This window comes from Flavobacterium sp. 90 (genome assembly GCF_004339525.1).
Classification (GTDB): domain Bacteria; phylum Bacteroidota; class Bacteroidia; order Flavobacteriales; family Flavobacteriaceae; genus Flavobacterium.
In genome coordinates, this window is sequence record NZ_SMGE01000001.1 from 1855600 (window position 1) to 1874005 (window position 18406).

An 18406-nucleotide genomic window follows, 5' to 3' on the forward strand; every position below is an offset into this window, starting at 1 on the left:
TGGAATTCGTGGCAAAAAAAACTTGATCTATATAAAGAATCATTTTAATCCCATTAATCTGTGGCAAAAAAATAAGGCAAAAAACATTATTTGATTATATTTGCTTAACACCACTAAATACAACGTTTTGAAAAAAATCCTTCCTATATTTTCCTATATCCTGCATCCTATTTTCATCTCGATGTATGCTACATTATTTTATCTTTTTTGTAAAAATGACGTCTTTACAAATCAGGAAAAATATTATGTTTTATTTCAGATTCTAATTATCACAATTCTTGTTCCGATATTGTTTTTCTTATTATTACGTTCAACAGGACATGTAAATTCTGTAATGGTTCACGAAACTTCACAACGCAAAATACCGCTTATTTTACAATGCTTTTTGTATATTTTACTGGTAAAAAGAAGCATTCTTATTACGCGTTATCCAGAACTGCATTTCTTTTTTCTAGGCGCTTTGTTTAGCACAATTTTGGCTTTGGTATGTTCGCTTTTTAAAGTTAAAGCAAGTTTGCACATGATGGCAATTAGTGGATTTGCAATTTTTGTAATTGGACTAAATATTCATTTACAAATGCAAAATCCTTATTGGTCTGCGCTATTGATTTTATTGACGGGAATTGTTGCTTCTTCACGATTAGAAATGGAAGCACATTCGCCTAATGAACTATTAATTGGGACGTTTATTGGAATTTTACCGCAGTTGTTATTTCTGTATTTGTGGTTATAATATGTAGAATATCAATCCTGCATTCAGCGTTTGTACATCAATACTTTGTCCTGAAGTAGTTTTCACCTCTTTTTTAAACAAAGTATTTAAACCATAATTGATATAAACATTCCAGGTATTATAACCCGTAGCCAGATAAACTCCGTATTGAAATTTATTGATATCAGGATTGTTCTTTACTGAATAAGTCGCTTCGCCATTGTCTAACATAGATTTATTAGCAATGACATAGCTAAATTTAACTCCGGCATAAACTCTCCAGAATTTATAACTTTCATAAGTCGAGTTTCTCCAGCGAAATTCTATTGGAAGATCAACTAAATATTGACGGTATTTATTTGAAGTAATATCATTGTAATCGCTCACTTCATAAGCACGTGTTCCGTCTGGTGTTCTGGAAATCGTTAGATTCTGAAAATAATTCTGATAGCTTAATCCTAAACCTGCAGCGATTGCAAAAGTCCTTTTTTTATTGATTGGCATATCACGCAGGAATCCGGCAGAAAGTCCTGCAGAAAATTTATTCTGTTTAAGGCCTTGCGGAATCTGAGTCAGAAGATTATAGGTAATCGAAAAATAAAACTGATCTTCACGATATAACGAATCTATTTTTACTATCGGTTCGATTTTAGGTTTTGTATCTTCTTGAGAAAAACCATTTAAAAACGATATTAAAAACAAACAACTAAAAAGGAATCGCATATCGAGTTTTGGTTTTAAAGAGTTTTTCAAGTAAACGTTTTTTTAAGGTCAATTTATTTTACTTACAAATATAATATAATGCTAGTTCAGGAGACAATTAGAAAGTAATTATTCTCTTTTTAACGACGAATAAAACCTTTTGTTGCGCTTTTTTCAATAAATAAACAACAGAATCAAAAAAACAGCGCATTTTTTCATTGCTCTTTTATACCTTTGCCTTGCATGAAGAAAAAGCAGCTCATATTAAGTGTTTCTTTCGCTCTAACAATATTGTTCTCAATATTGTTTCAGTCGATACACAGTTATGAGCATATTGTAAAGCAACTTTCAGAAAAGCAATGCCACCACAACTACAATGATCCAAGTGGCGAAATAACGCATCAGCACCATAATTATGACTTATGTTACGTATGTCATTTTGCTTTTGGAAGTTATATTGTTCCTCAGGAAATTTCAATTCAATTTCACACATTCAATAAAGAAATCCCTTATTTCTTTACTCTTTCAGAAAAAATATATTCGTTTTCAGAAAGCGCTTATTTATTACGTGGTCCGCCTCAATCTATAGTTTCTTAAATTTTCGATTACTCGAAATAAAATCAAAATCTTTTTAATCTAATTCAAAAAAATTAGTCGATTTCCCCATTCTGAAACTTTTTAGAATCGGCAAATGTTACTATTATTTTTAGTTTTTATTTTCAAAGAAAAAAATCAATTAACTATAGCATCATTTTCAAATGAAAAAAATAATATTAGCCCTAATTTTAGGGTTTTCGGGCCTGCTTTCGGCTCAAAATTCTGTTTCAGGAACAGTAACCAATCTTCAAAATCAGCCTATTGCAAACGTTTCTGTTTATGCGCCTGAATTGCATAAAGGAACGAAAACTGACGAAAACGGAAAATACGAATTCAAAAATCTTCCACACGGAAGCTTTAGACTTGCTTTTACTTTTGTTGGGTTTACAACTCAAAATAAAACAATCGATAAATTATTAAAAGAAAACACCTTAGACGTAACGCTTACAGAATCTATTTTTGAAATGGATGAAGTTGTAGTTTCAACGCCTTTCAACAAATTGCAATCGCAAAACGTAATGAAAGTCGAGCATGAAAGCATTAAAACATTGCAACAAAAAGGAACTTCGACTTTGATCGAAGGTTTAGCCACAATTCCTGGAGTTTCACAGATTTCTACTGGAACTTCTATCGGAAAACCGGTAATTCGCGGACTTAGCGGAAATCGTGTTTTGGTATATTCGCAAGGTGTTCGTATCGAAAATCAACAGTTTGGAGACGAACATGGTTTAGGTTTAAATGATGCGGGAATAGAAAGCGTTGAAGTTATAAAAGGTCCTGCTTCTTTACTATATGGTTCTGATGCTTTGGGTGGAGTTTTGTATTTTAATCCTGAAAAATTTGCTGACGCCAATACATTTAAAGCTAATTTCAGTCAAAAATATTTCACAAATACGCAAGGAAGCAATTCATCGATTGGATTAAAAACTTCTACTGACAACTGGAAATTTCTTGCTCGCGGAAGTTTCAACACACATTCTGATTATAAAATTGGTGATAACGGCGATCGTGTAACCAACACGCGTTATAATGAAACTGATTTTAAAACCGGAATTGGATATAGCAACTCTAGTTTTTCAAGTGTTTTGAGATACAATTACAATAAACTTGATCTTGGAATGCCGGATAACGGAATCGCAGAACAATCTACAAGCAAAAATACGGAGTTTCCGAGACAAGGAATCTTCAATCATTTATTGAGTTTAAACAACGTAATCTTTTTTGAAAACTCAAAATTAGATGTTGATTTAGGTTATATCGCCAATGACAGAAGCGAATTTGAAGACAGCAACCAAGCTTCTCTTCATATGAAACTGAATACTTTTAATTATAATGCTAAATATCATTTCCCGAAATTTGGTAAAATTGAAGCTATTTTTGGTGTTCAGGGAATGCACCAAACCAACAAAAACTCTGGTGAAGAATACTTAATTCCCGACGCAACAACAAATGATTTTGGTGCTTTTGGAACTGCAAATTACGAATGGGGAAGCAATGTTTTGCAAGCAGGATTACGTTTTGACAATAGAAAAATAACTTCTATTGCACACGGAACTGAAGGCGAAGAAGGTTATTTTCTACCATTAGACCGATCATTTGACAGTTTTAATGCTTCTTTGGGTTATAAAACAAAACTTGCTGAACCTTTAACGCTTCGATTGAATGTAGCTTCTGGATTTAGAGCACCAAATTTAGCCGAGTTAACTTCTAATGGAGTTCACGAAGGGACTAACCGATATGAAATTGGAAAAGCTGATTTGAAAACGGAACAAAACGTTCAGACGGATTTAAATTTAGAATATAAAAACACACATTTTGAGTTTTTCATTAACGGATTTTATAATCATATAAACAACTATATCTATACTTCGCCAACTGGAGAAATACGAGATAATAATGATGTTTTTGCCTATATTCAGGACAATGCTAATTTGTATGGTGGTGAAGTTGGTTTGCATTTTCATCCACATCCATTAGATTGGTTGCATTTTGAAACTAGTTTTGAAACCGTAACCGGAAAAAAACAAAATGGTGATTATTTACCTTTAATTCCGGCAAACAATTGGAATAATACTTTAAGAACAGAGTTCAAAATCAAAGATTGGTTCCAGGAAGGTTATGCTTCTCTAAACGTTTCTTCTACTTTTAATCAAAATAATGTAAGCGGTTTTGAAACAGCTTCAAACGGTTATACTTTAGTAAATCTTGGTTTTGGCGGAACTGTAAAACTAGGAAAACACGCTTTTGATGTAAACTTGAACGGAAACAATTTATTCGACAAAAAATACATTGCTCACCTTTCAAGATTAAAAACAGACGGTATTCCAAATATTGGAAGAAACATCGTTCTGGGAGTTAATTTCAACTTATAATTTTTTAATTTAACCGCAAAGCGCGCAAAGTTTTTATACATGCTTGACTTTGTAAAAGCAAAAAGTTCACAAAGCTTTGCGCACTTTGCGGTTAAAATATTTACAAAGTTTTCTATCCACACAAAGCTTTGCTGACTTTACATTTTCTAACAATACCTAGTAGATAAAATCTTTGCGCGCTTTGCGGTTAAACATTTATCTATCTCACAAAAAGCACTATTTTTGCCGCAATTGTTAATCATAAATTATGAAAAAAACATTTCTTATAATGGCTATCACAACCGCAGGAATTTCATTTGGACAGAATAAGATTAAGTATCCTGAAACTAAAAAAGGAGAAACTGTTGACGTTTATTTTGATACAAAAGTAAGCGATCCTTATCGTTGGCTTGAAGACGATAAATCAGCCGAAACCGGAGCTTGGGTAAAAGCTCAAAATGAGCTTACTTATAGCTATTTGGACAAAATCCCTTTCCGTGATGAGTTGAAAAAACGCATGGAAAAACTTTGGAACCATGAAAAAATTGACGCTCCAACTACAGAAGGAAAATTTGCTTATTACTCAAAAAATAACGGGCTTCAGAATCAATCTGTTGTTTACAGAAAAGGACAAGATGGTAAAGAGGAAGTTTTCTTAGATCCAAATACTTTTTCTAAAGATGGAACTACTTCGCTTGGCGGATTAGATTTTTCTAAAGACGGATCAAAAGCTGCTTATGCAATTTCTGAAGGTGGAAGCGATTGGAGAAAAGTAATCATTATCGATGCAATATCTAAGAAGGTTTTGGAAGACACATTGGTCGATGTAAAATTTAGCGATGTTTCATGGCATGGAAATGAAGGTTTCTATTATTCTAGTTACGACAAACCAAAAGGAAGTGAATTGTCTGCAAAAACAGATCAGCATAAATTGTATTTTCATAAGTTAGGAACTTCTCAAAAAGAAGATAAAGTAGTTTTTGGTGCAGATCAAAAACGCAGATATGTTGGCGGTTTTGTTACTGACGATGATCGTTTTTTAGTAATTACTGCAGCAAATTCGACTTACGGAAACGAGTTATACATTAAAGATTTAACGGTTGCTAATAGTCCAATCATTACTATTGTAGACAATTTTAATACTTCAAATTCTATTATTGAAAATGATGGTAATAAATTATTTATCGAAACAGATTTAAATGCTCCAAACAGCCGAGTTGTTTCTGTTGATGTAAAAAATCCGAAGCCTGAAAACTGGAAAGATTTTATTCCTGAAACTCAAAATATTTTAACACCTTCAACTGGTGGTGGTTATTTCTTTGCCAATTATACTAAAGATGCTGTTTCGTTTGTACAACAATACGATTATAACGGAAAACTAGTTCGTGAAATCAAACTTCCGGCGGTAGGAACTGCAGGCGGATTTCATGGAAAAAAACACGACAAAACATTATATTACAGCTTTACAAACTATACTACTCCCGGAACCATTTATTTTCTGGAACCAAAATCAGGTAAATCTGAAGTGTATCAAAGACCTAAAGTTGATTTCAAAAGTGAAGAATATGAGTCTAAACAAGTATTCTATACTTCAAAAGACGGAACTAAAATTCCGATGATTATCACGTGTAAAAAAGGAACAAAATTAAACGGTAAAAATCCAACTATTCTTTATGGTTACGGTGGATTCAACGTAAGTTTAACGCCAAGTTTTAGTAATTCAAACGCTGTTTGGTTAGAAAACGGCGGCGTTTATGCTGTTGCCAATTTAAGAGGTGGTGGTGAATATGGTAAAAAATGGCACGATGAAGGAACTAAATTGCAAAAACAAAATGTATTTGACGATTTTATTGCTGCCGGTGAATATTTGATTGCTCAAAAATATACTTCATCAGATTTCTTGGCAATTCGTGGGGGTTCTAATGGTGGTTTATTAGTTGGTGCAACAATGACACAACGTCCTGATCTTATGAAAGTGGCACTGCCAGCAGTTGGCGTAATGGATATGTTACGTTACCATACTTTTACTGCCGGTGCGGGATGGGCTTACGATTACGGAACTTCTCAGGATAGCAAAGAAATGCTTGAATACATTAAAGGTTATTCTCCAGTTCAAAATGTAAAAAAAGGAGTTCAATATCCTGCAACTATGGTTACAACCGGAGATCATGATGATCGTGTTGTTCCTGCGCATAGTTTTAAATTTGCTGCTGAATTACAAGACAAACAAACTGGTAATAATCCGGTTTTGATTCGTATTGATGTAAAAGCGGGTCACGGAGTTGGAAAATCTGTTGCGGCTTCAATTCAGGAAAATGTAGACATTCAAGCGTTCACACTTTATAATATGGGATTTAAGGCTTTACCAAAAAAGTAAACTTTAGTCTATAGTTTTTATAGCCACGAATTTCACAGATTATTTTGTGAGTTCGTGGCTTTTTTGTTGTGACTGGAGAATTTTACCGCAAAGCACACAAAGTTTTTGTATCAGCATGTCTTTGCAAAAACACAAAGTTCGCAAAGCTGGTTCAATACAAAGCTTTGCGAACTTTGTGTTTTTATAAAATTCTCTAAGCAGAAAATCTTTGCGTGCTTTGCAGTAAAATTAAATCCTGCGTGAAAAAATAATTCGTGAAAATTCGCGAAATTCGTGGCAAACCTTTTTAAATTTGAAAGAACTAAAAAACCAGAAAAATGAAAATTGTAAAATGGGGAATTATTGGCTGTGGTAATGTAACGGAAGTAAAAAGCGGACCAGCATTTCAAAAAACGCCAAACTCCGCTTTGGTTGCTGTAATGCGAAGAGATGCGGCTCTTGCCGAAGATTATGCCAAACGTCACAACGTTCCTAAATGGTATTCAAATGCTGTTGATTTGATCAATGATCCTGAAGTTGATGCCGTTTATATTGCTACTCCTCCATCGTCTCATAAAGAATATACTATTTTGTGTGCCAAAGCAGGGAAACCTGTTTATGTCGAAAAACCAATGGCATTAAATTTTGAAGAATGCAACGAAATGATCAGTATTTGCAAAGAACATAATGTCCCGTTATTTGTAGCTTATTATAGAAGAAGTTTGCCTCGTTTTTTGAAAATAAAAGAACTTATCGATCAAAACAAAATTGGTAAAATCAGACACGTAAATTGTGTTTTATATCATCCTTTTGAAGCTCGTTACGACGACGATATTAATTTGCCCTGGACGGTTTTGCCACACATTTCCGGTGGTGGAATTTTTGTCGATTTAGCTTGTCATACTTTGGATTTTCTTGATTTTGTTTTAGGTCCGATAAAGTCTGTTCGCGGACATGCAAGTCAACAACTTCTTGCTTATCCAGCCGAAGATTCTGTCTCTATGTCTTTTTTATTCGAAAATGGAATTCATGGAACCGGTTTATGGAATTTTGCCAGTTTTGAACGTTATGACAATACTGATATTGTTGGTGATAAAGGAAAAATTTCTTTCTCTACTTTCGGAAATGATCCAATTCATATTCAATATACAAATGGCGAAAAAGAAAGCATCACAATTGAAAATCCGCTTCATATTCAACAACCTTTGATAGAAACTATTGTTGCGGAACTTTTAGGCAATGAAGGTTTTTCTCCATCTAAAGGAAATTCTGCAGCCAGAACAACCTGGGTTATTGATGAAGTTTTAAAAGAATTTAGGAAATTGTAATTGTGAATTGTTATTTATGAGTTGTGAGTTGACTTTAGTTTTAGCTGGAGGAAATTCATATAATAGATAAAAAATAATTTCAAATCGCAATGGATGGATTAAAATCCATTCCAGGCAGGTGATTCGACAAAGATGATTCCAATACAAACCATAAAAAAAGAGGATATTCAAATAAATATCCTCTTTTTTATAAAGTATAAATCTCTTTAGAATTATAGGCTATATTTAAGACCTAAAGTCAAACCTAAACCTGAAATTCCAACATAAGAACTTAACTCATCCATTGGTTTACTTTGATCAACTCCATTTGGATTTGTCAAAACATTATTAGAATTAACATCTAAACCATCTCTGTAATTAGTATGAATTTGAGCTGTAGATCTAGTTGCTAATCTGTCAGTACCATTTACTGTAAAATCTGTAGTTTCTTTAGTTTTTCCGTGTACAGTAAAGTTACGGTATTCTAATTCAGCAAAAGCTGAGATATGTTTTCCTAATTTATAAGAAGTACCCAAAGCAGCAGTGAATCCTAATGTTGGGTTTGGTTTTACTTTATCAACACTGTGAACGTTTCCAAAAACTGGAGCTCCTGTTCCTGGATTAACTCCAACTGGTGCAACTGCGTCAGTTGTAATTTCTAAATCACCGTGAATTGGAACTAAAACCCCAACTTTTGTATACGGCTCAAAACCATGAGATTCTCCTAAAAACATTACTAAAGCTGGAGCAACATCAAAAGCAGTAATTTGTCCTACTGATTTGAAATTATAAATTCCAGTTGTCGCAGATGTTGGGATATATGGCGTATCAGATGTAGTTTGCGCCATTGTTTTATCATTACTACTGTAATAATTAATTCCTAATTCAACTCCTAAACGAACAGAAAAACGGTAACCTGCTGTAATTCCCGTTCTAAATCCTTGTCCAAATGAACCTGTAACACTTTTTTCAGATACTAATTTTCCTCCAACATAAGTTCTATCTAATGCTGCATTTCCTCCAACTGTTGGAAATTCAGTCGAAGCAGTTTGGTTGAAATAAGATCCACCCAATTTAAAATACCATGTTTCTGGTTTATCTGCTTTTTCTGTTTGCGCCATTGTGGCCATAGAGCAAACTAATAATCCTAATAAAAATAGGTTCTTTTTCATAATTCTGATTTAATTAATTTTTACAAACATAGAATATTTTAACATATGTCTAAAGTTTGCTTTGTTAGACTTAGAACGAAATCGTTGTAATTTTACGCAATAATACTAAAAAAGTATTATGCATGCATAATTTTAACGTTAAAAAAACACATTCCGCTAAATTTTAACTGTTAAAATTTAATTTAGCTTAAAATTGATCTGCATTTTCTCCAATTCCTGTAATAGTTCAGCAGAAATCTTAATTTTTAACCTACGACTTGGCATCGATAATTTGGTTACAACTTTTATTTCTTCAACCTCATTTACTTCTTTAGTCTTAGTATCTTCAAGTGATGCATCAGTATCATCGCTTTCATCGGCAAAAACAGCATCATCGGTTTCTTCAAATTCATTTGTTGTTTCGACCTCAACGAGACGTTTTATTTTTTCTAATTCCATGATCTCAAAAGTCACTGAATTATCTCCTTTATTCTGATTAAATAAATCACTTAACTTGTGAATAAACTCTGTCTGCAAATCTTTTATATTCAATAATAAAATCAGTTTTTTAGCAAATGCTTCCAAGATATCCTGCAATTGTCTAATCTCAACAAACTGCATTCTTGGATCAGATTTTTTACCTGTATCGTGATTTACCCAACCGTCTTTTATTAATATTTTTATGAAAGCAAAATTATTCTGAATCAGGAAATGGCGGAATTTTAAGTATTCTTCACCAAAAATCTTAAACTCATAACTTTCGTCATATCCTTCTAAATTAAATACTGCCCAACCTTTTCCGTTTTTAGCAACACGATGCTGCACGTTATTAATGATTCCGGCAAAATTTAGATTTTTCCCCACAAACTCATTCATACTTTTCAGCGATTCTAATCGGGAATTACAGAAGTATTTCATTTCAAATCTAAAATCGTCAAGCGGATGTCCGGAAATATAAATCCCTACAACTTCTTTTTCTTTTGCCAGCTTTTCCATCGTGCTCCAGTCTTCACATGGCGGCACAACTGGTTCGTCAATTTGCACTTCACTGGTTTCTCCAAACAAACTTACCTGCGATGAGTTTTCGTTTTCCTGAAATTTAGACCCGTAACGAATTGCTTTTTCATAAAAGGTAATTCCATCGCCATCATCATGAAAATATTGCGCTCTTGTAGTTCCTTCAAACGAATCAAATCCTCCTGCCAAAGCCAGATTTTCGATTGCTTTTTTATTCGCAGCACGCAAATCGATACGTTTCGCCAAATCAAAAATCGACTTGTACTTACCGTCTTTTCTGCTTTCTACAATGGTTGCTACAGCTCCGGAACCTACTCCTTTAATCGCTCCCATACCAAAACGAACCGCATATTCATCGTTTACCGTAAATTTATAGAACGATTCGTTTACGTCAGGACCTAAAACCTGTAAGCCCATTCGTTTGCATTCTTCCATAAAAAATGATACTTGTTTGATATCATTCATATTATTTGAAAGTACCGCTGCCATATATTCAGCAGGATAATGTGCTTTTAAATATGCTGTTTGGTATGCAATCCAGGCATAACAAGTCGAGTGGGATTTGTTGAAGGCGTAACTCGCAAATGCTTCCCAGTCTTTCCAGATTTTCTCCAGAACTTTTGCATCATGACCTTTTTTCGCCGCTTGTTCTACGAACTTCGGCTTCATTTTATCTAGTACGTCTTTTTGTTTCTTACCCATCGCCTTACGCAAAACGTCGGCTTCACCTTTTGTAAAGTCAGCCAGCGATTGCGACAAAAGCATTACCTGCTCCTGATAAACCGTAATTCCGTAGGTTTCTCCTAAATATTCTTCACAGGCATCTAAATCGTATTTGATTTCTTCCTCGCCATTTTTTCTTCGTACGAAAGACGGAATATACTCTAAAGGTCCCGGACGATACAAGGCGTTCATGGCAATTAAATCCCCAAAAACCGTTGGTTTAAGATCCTTCATGTATTTCTGCATTCCGGGTGACTCGTATTGGAAGATTCCAACCGTTTCTCCTCTCTGGAAAAGTGCATAAGTTTCAACATCATCAATCGGGAAAGTATCCGGATCCAAATCGATTCCGTTTCTATATTTTACCAGTTTAACGGTATCTTTAATTAAGGTAAGGGTCTTCAGACCCAAGAAGTCCATCTTCAGCAATCCTGCACTTTCTGCAACCGAGTTATCAAACTGTGTTACATACAAATCAGAATCTTTTGCTGTGGTCACGGGAACGAAATTCGTAATATCCGATGGCGTAATGATTACCCCACAGGCGTGAATTCCGGTATTTCGCATCGATCCTTCCAGGATTTTTGCCTGCTGAATTGTTTCTCCCGCCAAATCATCTTCATTGGCAATGGCGATTAATTCTTTTACATTATCAAATTCATCAGAACGAAGTGCTTTTTTAACTTCCTCTTCGCTTTCAGAAATAAAACGCGCCAAATTCCATTTTGACGGCATCATTCCCGGAATCAGTTTTGCAATTCTATCGGCTTCAAACAATGGCAAATCCAGTACACGAGCCGTATCACGAATCGCAGATTTGGTTGCCATTTTACCATAAGTAATAATTTGCGCCACCTGATTTTGTCCGTATTTGTTGATTACATAATCCATAACACGACCACGACCCTCATCATCAAAGTCGATATCAATATCGGGCATGGATACACGGTCAGGATTCAGGAAACGCTCAAAAAGCAAATCGTACTTAATAGGGTCAATATTGGTAATTCCTAAACAATAAGCCACGGCAGATCCTGCTGCAGATCCACGGCCTGGTCCAACCGAAACGTCCATATTTCTAGCTTCGGCGATAAAATCCTGAACAATCAAAAAGTAACCCGGATATCCTGAGTTGGAAATCGTTAACAACTCAAAATCTAAACGTTCCTGAATTGATTCTGTAATCTCTCCGTATCGTTTTTTTGCACCCACCATTGTAAGGTGTCGCAAATATTTATTTTCACCACGAACTCCTCCATCAGCTTCATCTTCGACAACTACAAACTCTTCCGGAATATCAAACTTAGGAAGCAATACATCTCGATAAAGCGAATAAATCTCAACTTTATCGACAATTTCCTGAATGTTAATAATCGAATCAGGCAAATCAGCAAAGAGTTTTTTCATCTCTTCTCCTGACTTGTAATAATACTCCTGATTAGGTAATCCGTAACGATATCCGCGACCACGACCAATTGGCGTCGCTTGTTTTTCACCATCTTTTACACACAATAAAATATCGTGTGCATTGGCATCTTCTTTATTTAAATAATAAGTATTATTTGTTGCAATTAATTTGACATCGTGTTTTTTAGAAAACTCAATCAGTGTCTTGTTTACACGATTTTCATCTTCCTGATTATGTCGCATAATCTCGAGATAAAAATCATCACCAAATTGTTCTTTCCACCAAATCAAAGCTTCTTCAGCTTGGTTTTCACCGATGTTTAGAATTTTACTCGGAATCTCTCCGTATAAATTTCCGGACAAAACCATGATATCTTCTTTGTATTTTTCGATAATGGCGCGGTCAATCCTCGGAACATAATAAAATCCGTTTGTAAAAGCGATCGATGACATTTTCGCCAGATTGTGATAACCGTTTTTGTTTTTGGCTAATAATACAACCTGATTTCCGTTGTCTTTTTTGCTTTTATCTAAGTGATTATCACAGACATTAAACTCGCAACCTACGATTGGTTTTATTTCGGTTTCTGTTGGTTCTTCGCCAGCATCAACCAAAGCTTTATTTTTACCAGATGCTGCTTTATTGTGATTCATAACGGCGCTCACAAAGTGAAAAGCTCCCATCATGTTTCCGGTGTCGGTCATTGCAACTGCTGGCATTCCGTTTTTGGCTGTAGCCGAAACAATATTCCCAATACCTATAGTAGATTGTAGAACCGAAAACTGAGTATGATTGTGTAAATGCGCATATTTTGCTTCTTTAAAATCTTCTCTGTCAGAATGTAAAACCGTAGGTTCTTGTCCAACTGATTCTAAAGCTTTTAACTGCTCTCTGATTTTATCAGAAGCTTTTTTAAGGTTAATATGTTTTAAACCAATTAACGGAAATTCCTGTGGATTTCTACTTTGGAATTCCTTGAAATAATCCTTCGGAACATCCAGTTCTTCTTTGGTAAAAACTTCTCTTCTTATTAATTCCAAGAAACAACGCGTAGTTGCCTCAACGTCGGCAGTTGCGTTGTGCGCTTCTGAGAAAGGTTTATTAAAAAGATATTCGTGTAATTCTGTAAGTGTTGGCAATTTAAATCTTCCTCCACGACCTCCCGGAAGTTTCAATAATGAAGCGGTAACTTCTGTACAAGTATCTAAAACCGGCATCGAACTCATAGGAGAATCTACTCCCATTCTATGAAATTCTGCCCCCATAATATTGACGTCGAAACCTAAATTCTGACCTACAATAAATTTGGTTTTACTTAAAGCAATATTGAACTTCTCCAAAACCTCTGCCAAAGTAATTCCATCGGCATCAGCCAATTCTGTAGAAATTCCGTGAATACGTTCAGCATCATACGGAATATTAAATCCGTCAGGTTTAACCAAATAATCCTGATGTTCGATAAGCTGTCCCATTTCATCATGAAGCTGCCATGCGATCTGTATACAGCGAGGCCAGTTATCAGAATCTGTAATTGGAGCGTCCCAACGTTTTGGTAATCCGGTTGTTTCGGTATCGAATATTAAATACATATGTTTAAATAGCAAAAATTAAGTTCCAAAGTCCAAGTTTCACCGCACATAATCCATTGATTTAATGCGTTCTACAAAACCGTGAAATATAGAATAGAGGAAGTTCAAATTTAGTCTTTTTTTAAACAAATTAGCTAGTGAATTTTGTTAAGAATTGTGTCTAATTTTTCATTATCAAATACTCTTTTTCCATCAATATTAAAAGATCAAATCAATTTAATCAAATATAATTTGCACAAAAACAAACCTTTAAACGAATCATTTTGACAAAATAACATTAGTTTTATTTGTTTTAACACTATAAGTTTGACAATAAGTTTCCTAAAAATATATTACCAAAATATCCAGCCAAAAAGAAATCAAAAAACCAATGAGAAAAAGCTTTTATATAATTCTGATTTTAGCATTAACGAGTTGTTCACAGAACAATCCTATCGAAAAATCATTTTTAACAAAGTCCGATGAATATTGGTGCTATTATACTCCAAACGAATCATATTTCACATATTACAAGTTCAGTAAAAACAAATTATCCTATAGATACAACAGAATTGAAAATGGAAAATTTACTGACATTCCTGAAGATCCATATGTACAAGAAATAGCTCAAGAATGGTCCGTTTCAGAAGACAGCATAATGAAGTGGCGAAATTTTTCATATGATGTTGTTAGTTATAGCGATAATGCAATTGTTCTTTCTTATTTAACAAAGGAGAAACCATACCTGAATTACATCTTTTTAATAAAAGAAAAAGTAAGTGATCCTAAAAAATTTGCTAATGATTATGAAGAAAAAAGATTATACAATCCCGAAAAATACAACCTTGCTAAACAACTAAAAAAAGCGAAATAAATTCATTTTACACAAATCAAAAGATGAGAAACAAATTCATTTTCCCTTTAAATAAAATACAAAAGATTATTCCATGTCTCTTAGTTCTTTTATTAATGATTAGTTGCAAGCAAAGCACTGAATCAAAAATCAATGATTCAATTGAAAATCTGATCAAAAAATATCCGCAATTAACCGCTGGCAAAAAAACAGCTGAGAGCGAATTTAAGTTTACAAAAAGTGCGCGGGAAGGAAAATTCAATATCGAAATTCAGCTTTTTTCTCAAGAACAAGGATATGAAAACAGAAATGACATTCTAGTTATTATTAATGCTAAAAAAGAAGTTTTTGCTATCCCGCTTTTTAATAATAAATACAGAGATTACTGGGAATTTCCTTTTGACGAACTTCTGCCAAAAGTTCCAAAAATCAATACTACTTTTTCAAACGAAATCAATACTGCAATAGACAAATTGATTCCAAATAATGACAGAAAGAAATCACTTAAAAGATCGACACTAATTGACGAAGCTGTAAATTCAGTATTAAACTGCCAAAGATTAAGCGCAAAAGACAGCTTAATGATTTCAAATCCTGTACTTTCAACTATTGATATTCCAATTGAAAACATTGATTCAACTAAAATAAGACTTCACAAAAACTACATTCTGATGAGGCTTAATCTTCATCTTAACAGCGACAATTCTAATTGTTATTTGGATCGTGAAAATGGTCGCATTTATCAGATTGAATATCATGGAAATAAAATTAAAGTCAAAGCTTATCGAATGGATTTTGGAATGCCGCCTCCAATCTATCTTTAAAAACCTCAAAATAATGCAATTGTTAAACTAGAATATGCTCTCTTTAGATAAAAAACAACACGAAACCAGGCATCAACTTTCCTCTTAAAATAAATAAATTTTCATAAAAATATACCTCTTGGATGTCGTAGTATTTTATCTAAAAAACAAAACAGAATTCTCTCTAAATATTTGCTTTTAAAACGTTCTAAAAGCATCTAAACGTCCTTTTGCAAAATCTAAAAAAAGGAATCAAAACTAACAATTATTACTATTTTAATTCATTTTGTTACATTTTTTCAAACAAAAATCAAAATTCAATACTGATTTTGAAATAAATTTGCCAACTATTAAAATTAAAGCAATTCAATCAAAATTAACAAAAAAAGAAAAAGCAAAACCAATTTATATTGATTCTACAACCAAATTTCCTTTCAAAAAAGTTAATCACAATTTGTAATTTAGTTTGGGTATCGTATATAATGAAATATTGAAATTGACGCTTTTGTATCTTTTTTTACTTTTGTTTTGCTATTATAATGAACAGGAAAATGCTGGGATTATAGAAATTACAATTAAAAAAAATAAAACAATGAGTAAGACATTATTTGACAAAGTATGGGATTCACATGTAGTGCGTAAAATTGAAGATGGACCAGATGTGTTTTTTATTGACCGTCATTTCATTCATGAAGTTACGAGTCCTGTTGCTTTTCTAGGATTAAAAGCCAGAGGCGTTAAGGTTTTATACCCTGAGCGTACTTTTGCAACTGCAGATCACAATACACCAACCATAAACCAACATTTACCAGTTGAAGATGCACTATCTGCAAATCAGCTTAAAGCGCTTGAAGATAACGCTGCCGAATACGGAATTTCGCACTGGGGATTAGGTCACATTAAAAATGGAATTGTACACGTAGTTGGTCCTGAAAACGGAATTACTTTGCCAGGCGCTACTATTGTTTGTGGAGATTCTCACACGTCTACTCACGGTGCTTTTGGAGCGATTGCTTTTGGTATCGGAACTTCTGAGGTTGAAATGGTGCTTTCTACACAATGTATCATGCAGCCAAAACCAAAGAAAATGCGTATCAACGTAAATGGTGAATTAAGCAAAGGTGTTGGTCCAAAAGACGTTGCACTTTATATTATTGCGCAATTGACTACTTCTGGAGGAACTGGTTATTTTGTTGAATATGCCGGAGATGTTTTCGAAAACATGACTATGGAAGGCCGTATGACTGTTTGTAATCTAAGTATCGAAATGGGTGCTCGTGGTGGTATGATCGCTCCTGACCAAACTACTTTTGATTTCCTTGAAGGAAGATTATTTGCTCCAAAAGGTGAAGCCTGGACAAAAGCTGTTGAATACTGGAAAACTCTTAAAACGGATGCTGATGCTGTTTTTGATGCTGAATTAAACATCAAAGCTTCAGACATTGAACCAATGATTACTTACGGTACTAACCCTGGAATGGGAATTGGTATCTCTAAACATATTCCGAACGCTAATCAAGTTGAAGGCGGCGAGGAAACTTACAAAAAATCGTTAGCTTATATGGGCTTCCAGGAAGATGATGTAATGATTGGAAAACCAATTGATTATGTTTTCTTAGGAAGTTGTACAAACGGACGTATTGAAGATTTTAGGGCTTTCGCCGAAATTGTAAAAGGACGAAAAAAAGCAGATAATGTTACCGCTTGGTTAGTTCCGGGTTCTCACGTTGTTGAAGCTCAGATTAAAGAAGAAGGTATTTTAGATATTTTGACAGAAGCTGGTTTTGTATTACGTCAGCCGGGTTGTTCAGCTTGTTTAGCAATGAATGATGATAAAGTTCCAGCCGGAAAATATGCGGTAAGTACTTCAAATAGAAACTTTGAAGGTCGTCAAGGTCCTGGTTCAAGAACATTATTAGCAAGTCCAATTATGGCTGCCGCTGCTGCTGTTACCGGAAAACTAACAGACCCGAGAGAATTATTTTAGATTGGAGATTTTAGATTTTAGATTTTTCAACCATGAGCAATCTTTTTCTAAACTTCTTCAAATAAAATTGATTTACATTATTTAATACAAAACATTTTTAGGTTCTAACATTTTAAGTTTTCAAAAGAAAATCTAAAATCTAAAATCCTAAAATCTAAAATTCAAAAAATGGCATACGATAAATTTAATATACTTACTAGTAGTGCTGTGCCACTACCAATTGAGAACGTAGATACAGATCAAATCATTCCGGCTCGTTTCCTGAAAGCTACAAAACGTGAAGGTTTTGGAGATAATCTTTTTAGAGACTGGAGATATAACGGAGATGATACTCCAAAAGCTGATTTCGTTTTAAACGATTCAACTTATAGCGGAAAAATCCTTGTTGGAGGAAAAAACTTTGGTTCAGGATCTTCAAGAGAACACGCTGCATGGGCAGTTTACGATTACGGTTTTAGAGCTGTAGTTTCAAGTTTCTTTGCGGATATTTTCAAAGGAAACTGTTTAAATATTGGTGTTTTGCCAGTTCAGGTTAGTCCTGAATTTGCTGACACGATTTTTAAAGCAATCGAAGCTGATCCTAAAACTGAATTAGAAATCAACTTGCCAAACCAAACGATTACTTTATTGACAACTGGTCAATCAGAATCTTTTGCGATTAACGGATACAAAAAGAACAACATGATTAATGGCTTTGATGACATTGATTATTTGCAAAATATTAAAGAAGATATCGTGGCTTTCGCCGATAAACTTCCGTATTAATAAAATCTCGTTCGATCTATTAGACCCGACAGGTTTTTGAAACTTGTCGGGTTTTTCTAAATTAGAAAACATAGAACGCGGATGAAACAGATTATATTTTAACTAA

Annotated in this window: 12 protein-coding genes; 9 read left to right on the top strand and 3 right to left on the bottom strand. The window is 34.0% G+C overall.

Translation table 11 applies throughout. The features are described from left to right. Positions 1 to 127: 127 nt before the first annotated feature. Positions 128 to 733: a hypothetical protein gene (locus C8C83_RS07455; protein ID WP_233566025.1), complete on the top strand. Its 606-nt coding sequence runs from the start codon at positions 128 to 130 to the stop codon at positions 731 to 733. On the opposite strand, the gene C8C83_RS07460 is transcribed toward C8C83_RS07455, so the two are convergent. Further along, positions 728 to 1465: a porin family protein gene (locus C8C83_RS07460; RefSeq protein ID WP_347812780.1), complete on the bottom strand. Its 738-nt coding sequence runs from the start codon at positions 1463 to 1465 to the stop codon at positions 728 to 730. The genes C8C83_RS07455 and C8C83_RS07460 overlap by 6 nt on opposite strands. Positions 1466 to 1657: 192 nt before the next feature. On the opposite strand from C8C83_RS07460, the gene C8C83_RS07465 reads away from it, so the two are divergent. The 4 genes from C8C83_RS07465 to C8C83_RS07480 all read left to right on the top strand — a co-directional run bounded on the left by C8C83_RS07465 (position 1658) and on the right by C8C83_RS07480 (position 8046). Next, positions 1658 to 2011: a hypothetical protein gene (locus C8C83_RS07465; RefSeq protein ID WP_121327460.1), complete on the top strand. Its 354-nt coding sequence runs from the start codon at positions 1658 to 1660 to the stop codon at positions 2009 to 2011. A 161-nt stretch (positions 2012 to 2172) separates the two neighbouring features. Further along, positions 2173 to 4383 carry a TonB-dependent receptor gene (locus C8C83_RS07470; RefSeq protein WP_121327462.1) on the top strand — a complete coding sequence of 737 codons (2211 nt, stop codon included), beginning with the start codon at positions 2173 to 2175 and terminating at the stop codon, positions 4381 to 4383. Between the two features lie 247 nt (positions 4384 to 4630). Beyond that, positions 4631 to 6739: a prolyl oligopeptidase family serine peptidase gene (locus C8C83_RS07475; protein ID WP_132011708.1), complete on the top strand. Its 2109-nt coding sequence runs from the start codon at positions 4631 to 4633 to the stop codon at positions 6737 to 6739. Between the two features lie 317 nt (positions 6740 to 7056). Further along, on the top strand, positions 7057 to 8046 hold the full coding sequence (locus C8C83_RS07480) for a Gfo/Idh/MocA family oxidoreductase (protein WP_121327464.1): 990 nt from the start codon (positions 7057 to 7059) through the stop codon (positions 8044 to 8046). Between the two features lie 212 nt (positions 8047 to 8258). On the opposite strand, the gene C8C83_RS07485 is transcribed toward C8C83_RS07480, so the two are convergent. Further along, positions 8259 to 9197, bottom strand: coding sequence for an outer membrane beta-barrel protein (locus tag C8C83_RS07485; RefSeq protein WP_121327466.1), 939 nt, complete (start codon positions 9195 to 9197; stop codon positions 8259 to 8261). 177 nt (positions 9198 to 9374) lie between these two features. Next, on the bottom strand, positions 9375 to 13913 hold the full coding sequence (dnaE, locus tag C8C83_RS07490) for a DNA polymerase III subunit alpha (RefSeq protein WP_132011709.1): 4539 nt from the start codon (positions 13911 to 13913) through the stop codon (positions 9375 to 9377). A gap of 370 nt (positions 13914 to 14283) precedes the next feature. On the opposite strand from dnaE, the gene C8C83_RS07495 reads away from it, so the two are divergent. The 4 genes from C8C83_RS07495 to leuD all read left to right on the top strand — a co-directional run bounded on the left by C8C83_RS07495 (position 14284) and on the right by leuD (position 18300). After that, positions 14284 to 14766 (top strand): hypothetical protein, encoded by a 483-nt coding sequence (locus C8C83_RS07495; protein ID WP_121327468.1) that lies wholly within the window; start codon positions 14284 to 14286, stop codon positions 14764 to 14766. 23 nt (positions 14767 to 14789) lie between these two features. Continuing rightward, entirely contained in the window at positions 14790 to 15569 is a 780-nt protein-coding gene (locus tag C8C83_RS07500) for a hypothetical protein (RefSeq protein ID WP_132011710.1), read from the top strand. A 571-nt stretch (positions 15570 to 16140) separates the two neighbouring features. Continuing rightward, complete coding sequence (leuC, locus tag C8C83_RS07505) at positions 16141 to 17535, top strand: 3-isopropylmalate dehydratase large subunit (RefSeq protein ID WP_121329988.1); 1395 nt, start codon at positions 16141 to 16143, stop codon at positions 17533 to 17535. 168 nt (positions 17536 to 17703) lie between these two features. Then, complete coding sequence (gene leuD, locus C8C83_RS07510) at positions 17704 to 18300, top strand: 3-isopropylmalate dehydratase small subunit (protein WP_121327471.1); 597 nt, start codon at positions 17704 to 17706, stop codon at positions 18298 to 18300. The last annotated feature ends 106 nt before the right edge of the window (positions 18301 to 18406 follow it).